Genomic DNA, 6528 nt, shown 5'->3' on the forward strand with positions numbered 1-6528 from the left:
CCGAAGGGTAGGAAGAGAAGTAAAAATAATTAAAAATAAAAAGTTCATAAGTGACTTAAAATTGCTATATTAAAAGGCGACTTGATATTAGCTGTATGGGTAAAGATGACTGCGAATCAGGAACATAATTCTTCAATCTCACCGATTTGGCAGCCCTTCACGCAAATGAAAACGGCTGCCCCGCCGCTGAAGGTAATTCGCGGCAAAGGATCGGTGCTGGAATTAGCAGACGGGCGGCAAATTCTTGACTGCATTTCGAGTTGGTGGGTGACTGTTCACGGGCACAGCCATCCGGTTCTCGCTGAGGCTCTTTACGAACAAGCTCAAAAGTTAGAACACGTAATTTTTGCGGGTTTTACTCACGAACCTGCCGAGAAACTTGCGAGTAAATTGCTCACTCATACGCCTGCTTCTTTAACGCGGATTTTCTTTTCTGATAACGGCTCGACTGCTGTTGAAGTTGCTCTGAAAATGGCATTTCAATATTGGCGCAATCTCGGAGAAACTAACCGCACTAGCTTTATTAGTTTTGAGGGAGGTTATCACGGCGATACTGTGGGCGCGATGTCTGCTGGGAGAAGTTCGCTGTGGTGGGAATCTTTTGCACCTTTAATGTTTGCTGGGGATGTTGTTCCTTTTCCGGCGACTTTTGACGGCGATGAGGAGGTGGAAAGCAAGGAGGCGGCGAGTTTAGAGAAATTGGAGTTTTTGTTAAAGCAGGGCGGCTATGCGGGTATTTTTATCGAACCTTTGGTGCAAGGTTCTGGGGGGATGCGAATGTGCCGCCCTGAGTTTTTGCGGGCGATCGCACAACTTGCCCGCCAGTTTAATGTATTGTTGATTTACGATGAAGTAATGACGGGTTTTGGGCGCACGGGCGAACTGTTTGCCTCGGTTAAATCTGCAACTTCACCGGATATCCTGTGTTTGTCTAAAGGATTGTCTGGTGGCTGTTTGCCAATTGCTGTCACAATGGCATCGGAGGATATTTATCAAGCTTTCTGGCGAGATGAATGGGACAAAGCTTTTTTTCACGGTCATTCTTACACCGGAAATCCCTTAGCTTGTGCGGTGAGTGTAGCATCCTTGGAGCTTTTGGAGCAAAACCCAAATGTGTATCAAGGGATGGAAAAACTCCACCACAAATATCTGAATCAATGGCTGAGAAATCATCCTAAACTCGAACGGATTCGGACTTGCGGCACCATCGCAGCAATGGATGTGAAAACGGAAAGCGATTCCGGTTATTTTAATGACATCGCTCCTGTATTGAAAGCCAAATTTCTCGAAGCGGGGTTTTTGCTCCGCCCCTTGGGAAATACGCTTTACTTGATGCCTCCCTACTGCATTTCTCCTGATGAACTAGAATCGATTTATCGGGTGATTCGTCAGGTTTTGGATACTCTGTAAACCCTTTAATTTTAGTAATGAATTTACCCAATTGGAACGATTTGGCTGACGACGCGCTGGCGGGCAAATGTCTCTCTCGCGAGCAATCTTTAGCCGTATTGCGCGCACCGGATGAGGTTTTGCTGGAACAACTAAACGCAGCTTATCGGGTGCGCCGCCACTACTGGGGAAACCGAGTCAGGCTGCACTATTTGTTAAATGCTCAAAGTGGCCTTTGTCCTGAAGATTGCCATTATTGTTCTCAGTCAAAAATTTCGACTGCGGAAATTGAGAAATATCCGCTTTTAGCTAAGGAGAAAATTCTGGATGCCGCCCAACGCGCCGCAGATTTAAAAGCTGGTACGTTTTGTTTGGTGATTTCGGGCCGCCAACCTAACGCATCTACTTTCGATCGCGTTTTGGATGCTGTCGAGAGTGTGAAGGCAAATTATAACCTAAAAATTTGCGCTTGTTTGGGATTGTTGAGCGAGGAGCAAACTCATCGTTTGGCTAAAGCTGGAGTCGATCGCGTAAATCACAATCTCAATACTTCCGAATCATATCACACGGACATTTGCACCACTCACACTTTTGGCGATCGGGTGGAAACCGTCGAACACGTAAAAGCAGCGGGGATCACAACTTGTTCCGGCGGAATTTTGGGGATGGGCGAATCGGATGATGATGCGATCGATTTAGCGCTTTCGCTTCGCAAGTTGGGCGTTACTAGCGTACCCGTCAACTTTTTTATTCCGATTCCCGGTACGCCATTTGCAGATGTGAACAGGTTAACTCCCCGCCAATGTTTGCGAATTCTCTGTTTGTTCCGATTTTTGCTTCCGAGTCAAGAAATTCGGATTGCTGGCGGACGGGAAGTACATTTGCGATCGCTGCAACCTCTCGGACTCTACCCTGCTAATTCTATCTTTGTTGGCGATTATCTGACAACTCCCGGACAAGCTGCCCATCAAGATTGGGACATGATTCGAGATGCGGGATTTGCGATCGAATCCCCCGAAGGTTCTCTCTTAGAAGTTGATTCAGCAGTTACCAAATCCGAACAAAAAACCCTGGCTGTGTAACTCTTATACCAGTTTTCAATCGGATGAAATAGAGTAGGACACGGCAGTGCCCAAAGCCTGTCAAGTTAACGTTCAACTTAGTACCATTCTGCTGTTTGACTATGAGGGTTCGATCCCCCCTAGCCAAGGGCGGGCACGGGGGCACCGCCCCTACGAAGGGGGGGACAAGAGTCCTATCAAAGTCCCCCTTCTTAAGGGGGATTTAGGGGGATCTCGACTATGGTAAAACCGATATTTATCAAGGGTTTTAGCCTTAAGTTGACACCAATGGGCAGTGCCGTGTTCCTACGGTTAAAATTCTTCAATCTAAAATCTAAAATCTAAAATCTAAAATCATACAACAGGGGGAAATTGTGGACAAACGCGAAGAAATTACGATCGCAGAATACCAGCTAACTGCCGAATCTTTCCGAGAAGGAACTTGGCATCACGACGTATCCCAAAATCGCTCCGCACTGACCGCTGCCATGCCCCGCAATCCCGGTAAAATTCTCGATATAGGATGCGGGCCGGGACGAGATTTAGTAGCCTTCAAGAGCCAAGGACACACAGTTGTAGGCTTAGATGCAACTCCAGCTTTTGTAGAAATAGCAAAAGAGTTGTCAGGATGCGAAGTTTGGCAACAATCTTTTCTGAATCTCGACTTGCCAGAGGCAGAATTTGACGGTATTTTTGCCAATGCTTCCCTGATTCACGTTCCCAGCGACGAGATGGTGAAAGTGCTGCAAGATTTGCACAAAGCCTTAGTTGTTAACGGTGCAATTGTCATGTCAATGTGCCGGGGAAATTGGGAGGGATACGACGAGCGGCCAACGGGAAAACGCTATACTGCCGGATGGGAATATCATACTTTAGCGCCTTGTTTAGAACAAACAGGATTTGCAATTGTCAATCACTACTATCGCCCCCCCGGCTTACCCCGCGAAGCTCAATCTTGGGTAGTAATAGTGGGCAAAAAACTCTAACGTAAATGGGAAATTGCCAATCCTTCCCCTCTCTTCCTCTGCGCCCTCTGCGCCCTCTGCGGTAAAAAAAAACTAATTCAAAAAATTACAGAGGATTGTTGTATACTGTTCCACAGTCAAAACAACCAATTTCTGCACAACTTAAAACACAATTAATATGACAGAGAAATCCCACATTTTTTTAGCAGGTGCTAGTCGAGGAGTCGGCTTAGAAATCGCCAAATGTCTGACAGCAAAAAAGATGCAAGTAACAGCACTTTTGCGATCGCCCACAACCCGCACCGAATTAGAAGCAATGGGCATCAAAGTCGTGACTGGTGATGCTTTAGATGCAGCAGCTATGGAAGCGACGATGGCTGGCGGTGAGCCAATTCATGCCGTAATCAGCACAATTGGCGGCTTGCCCAAAGATGGAGAAAGAGCCGATTATTTGGGCAACAAAAACTTGATTGATGCGGCTGTCAAAGCAGGCGTGGAAAAATTTATTTTAGTTTCATCAATCGGCAGCGGTAATAGTGTCGGCGCTTTGCCGCCCCAAGCTTTAGAAACTTTGCGCCCGGTTTTAATTGAAAAGGAAAAAGCCGAAAATCATTTGATAGCAAGCGGGATGATTTATACAGTAATTCGTCCCGGCGGACTCAAATCGGAACCTGCAACAGGCAACGGTATTTTAACAGAAGATTGTCGAGTTTCTGGAACGATTCACCGGGCAGATGTAGCGCAGCTAGTTTGTCAGTGTTTAGTTTCTGATGCTGCTAACAATAAAGTTTTGTCGGCGGTAGATAAACAGATGGTTTACGGCAGTTCAGAATTTGAGGTATTAACTTTCGAGGGGCGGGTTTAGCGCAAAATAAGCTGTCTGTCATCTAAATTGTATTTTTTGGGCGGGCTAGAAGCCCAACCCCTACTCCCCACAGGAAAATTGAACTTTTGTGGGACAGGCATCTTGCCTGTTCAAAAAAATGCTGCGCCCACCCCACAAGAAAATTGTGGAACAGGCATCTTGCCTGTTCAAAAAAATCCTGCGCCCACCCCACAAGAAAATTGAACTTTTGTGGAACAGGCATCTTGCCTGTTCAAAAAAATCCTGCGCCCGCCCGATAGGAAAATTGAACTTTTGTGGAACAGGCATCTTGCCTGTTCAAAAAAATGCTGCGCCCGCCCCACAAGAAAATTGAACTTTTGTGGAACAGGCAAGATGCCTGTTCAAAAAAATCCTGCAAGATTTGGCACTCAAGAATCAAAGGGCTTAATCCACGATCGCCCGATCGCCCAATCCAGAACCAAACCCGCGATCGCAAACAATACCACACTCTCGACACCGCGAACAGCAAACGGCAATAACTCCTGTAGGGCGGGCATCTTGCCCGCCTCAAAAGAAAGTCCCGCCTCAAAAAACAATCCAGCATCCAACTGTCCAAAAGCCCGCACCAACCCAAAAGCCAACACCGCACCAGATTTAAGCTGCGGGTTAACATCTCGGCGAATCGCATAGCGGTAAGTCACGCCGAACAAAAAACCGCCCAAAAGTGCGATCGCCCCTCTGAAGGCAAAATTTAGGTCAATTTCCCTTACCTGCAAACTCGCCAGAGAATCTAACCTATTTGCTAAAATTAAGCTATTACCAAGGGCGATCGCCCCAAAAGCCAGCAAACAAGACAAAGCAGCAACACTCCCTGCCTTCAAAGATTCTACCCGTTCAGCGGCACTAAAATTTGACGAATCCTTCACAGCGCCCTCATTTCAAAAATGGCTCAAATTGACCTATCATAAGGTTTGGAGTCACTTTGTACAGTTTGTTCAATAAATAGCTATGGATATTTTGTCACTCGGTTGGGTTTCGGTGCTAGTTCTGTTCTCCTTCTCAATTTCAATGGTCATTTGGGGACGCAACGGTTTCTAGATTCCAGAATAGCTTGCGGGGCCAGCTTTTTAACTGCCCCGCATTTTTTAATCCTATTTAACACAATCAAAATAACAGGAGTTGGAAACATGACAGCAAAAAAAATATTAATGTTAGTCGGCGACTTTGTAGAAGACTACGAAGTAATGGTACCTTTCCAAGCACTGCAAATGGTAGGTCACACCGTCCACGCCATCTGCCCGGACAAAGCAGCGGGTCAAACAATTCGCACCGCAATTCACGACTTTGAAGGCGATCAAACCTACAGCGAAAAACCCGGTCACAACTTCACTTTAAACGCGACTTTTGACGAAATCAACCCCGCCGACTACGACGCTTTGATTATCCCCGGAGGGCGCGCCCCAGAATACATCCGCCTCAACGAACAAGTGCTGCAAATTACCCGCTACTTTGCCAACAGCAAAAAGCCGATCGCATCTATATGTCACGGCTTACAGGTTCTAACAGCAGCCGGCGTACTCGAAGGCAAACGCTGCACCGCATACCCCGCTTGCAGCCCCGACGTACTCCGGGCCGGCGGCAAATATACAGAAGTTCCCGTTACCGAAGCCGTAGTCGATGGCAATTTAGTCACCGCGCCCGCGTGGCCAGCACATTCTAACTGGCTGGCTGAATTCCTGAAAGTTTTGGGAACGAAGATCGAACATTCAGATAGTCATTAGTTATTAGTCATTAGTCATTAGTTATTAGTCATTAGTCATCAGTTATTAGTTATTAGTCACATGAAAATTTTCACATTCAAAGTTAAACCGAATTCCAAACAGCAAAGCATCGCGGAACAACCCGACGGCAGCCTCACAATACATCTCAAGTCGCCGCCAGTCGAGGGTAAAGCCAATCAAGAATTAATCATGCTGTTGGCAAAAAAGTTTAAAGTGCCGAAATCTGCGATCGGCATTAAGTCTGGTATTTCTTCTAAAAATAAACTTGTCGAAGTTGCGATCGAACCTGCAACTTCTATCTCTCCGTAGGGACACGGCAGTGCCTTTCGTCGTGTCAACTTAAGACTAAAACCCTTGAGAAATCTCGCTAATAGTCGAGTCTAGATCCCCCTAAATCCCCCTTAAGAAGGGGGACTTAAAGAGGCTTCCTGTCCCCCCCTTCTTAAGCTATGCTTTATAAGGATCTTTCTTAACAAGAAAGTTGACAAAAATAAACATCTATGATG

8 protein-coding genes are annotated in these 6528 nt (G+C 46.3%); 7 read left to right on the forward strand and 1 reads right to left on the reverse strand.

Features of this window, described 5'->3' with window-relative positions:
• Nucleotides 1–105 precede the first annotated feature (105 nt).
• From bioA to QUB04_RS21125, 4 genes are all read left to right on the forward strand, one after another.
• Nucleotides 106–1410 (forward strand): adenosylmethionine--8-amino-7-oxononanoate transaminase, encoded by a 1305-nt coding sequence (gene bioA, locus QUB04_RS21110; protein WP_333287317.1) that lies wholly within the window; start codon nucleotides 106–108, stop codon nucleotides 1408–1410.
• Between the two features lie 17 nt (nucleotides 1411–1427).
• Nucleotides 1428–2471, forward strand: a complete 1044-nt coding sequence (gene bioB, locus QUB04_RS21115) for a biotin synthase BioB (RefSeq protein ID WP_333287319.1) — start codon at nucleotides 1428–1430, stop codon at nucleotides 2469–2471.
• A gap of 353 nt (nucleotides 2472–2824) precedes the next feature.
• Nucleotides 2825–3436, forward strand: coding sequence for a class I SAM-dependent methyltransferase (locus tag QUB04_RS21120; protein WP_333287321.1), 612 nt, complete (start codon nucleotides 2825–2827; stop codon nucleotides 3434–3436).
• A 157-nt stretch (nucleotides 3437–3593) separates the two neighbouring features.
• Nucleotides 3594–4280: an SDR family oxidoreductase gene (locus QUB04_RS21125; protein ID WP_333287323.1), complete on the forward strand. Its 687-nt coding sequence runs from the start codon at nucleotides 3594–3596 to the stop codon at nucleotides 4278–4280.
• Nucleotides 4281–4669: 389 nt separating this feature from the next.
• Here the strand turns inward: QUB04_RS21125 and QUB04_RS21130 are convergent, their stop codons facing one another.
• Nucleotides 4670–5167, reverse strand: a complete 498-nt coding sequence (locus tag QUB04_RS21130; protein WP_333287325.1) for a hypothetical protein — start codon at nucleotides 5165–5167, stop codon at nucleotides 4670–4672.
• Nucleotides 5168–5249: 82 nt separating this feature from the next.
• Between QUB04_RS21130 and petN the strand changes: the two genes are divergently transcribed.
• The 3 genes from petN (at nucleotide 5250) to QUB04_RS21145 (ending at nucleotide 6331) form a co-directional block, all read left to right on the forward strand.
• Nucleotides 5250–5339: a cytochrome b6-f complex subunit PetN gene (gene petN, locus QUB04_RS21135; protein WP_071883976.1), complete on the forward strand. Its 90-nt coding sequence runs from the start codon at nucleotides 5250–5252 to the stop codon at nucleotides 5337–5339.
• Nucleotides 5340–5428: 89 nt separating this feature from the next.
• Nucleotides 5429–6022 (forward strand): DJ-1/PfpI family protein, encoded by a 594-nt coding sequence (locus QUB04_RS21140; protein ID WP_333287327.1) that lies wholly within the window; start codon nucleotides 5429–5431, stop codon nucleotides 6020–6022.
• A gap of 60 nt (nucleotides 6023–6082) precedes the next feature.
• Nucleotides 6083–6331 carry a DUF167 domain-containing protein gene (locus QUB04_RS21145; RefSeq protein ID WP_333287329.1) on the forward strand — a complete coding sequence of 83 codons (249 nt, stop codon included), beginning with the start codon at nucleotides 6083–6085 and terminating at the stop codon, nucleotides 6329–6331.
• The last annotated feature ends 197 nt before the right edge of the window (nucleotides 6332–6528 follow it).

The organism is Microcoleus sp. D2_18a_B4, from assembly GCF_036702475.1.
Lineage (GTDB): Bacteria > Cyanobacteriota > Cyanobacteriia > Cyanobacteriales > Microcoleaceae > Microcoleus.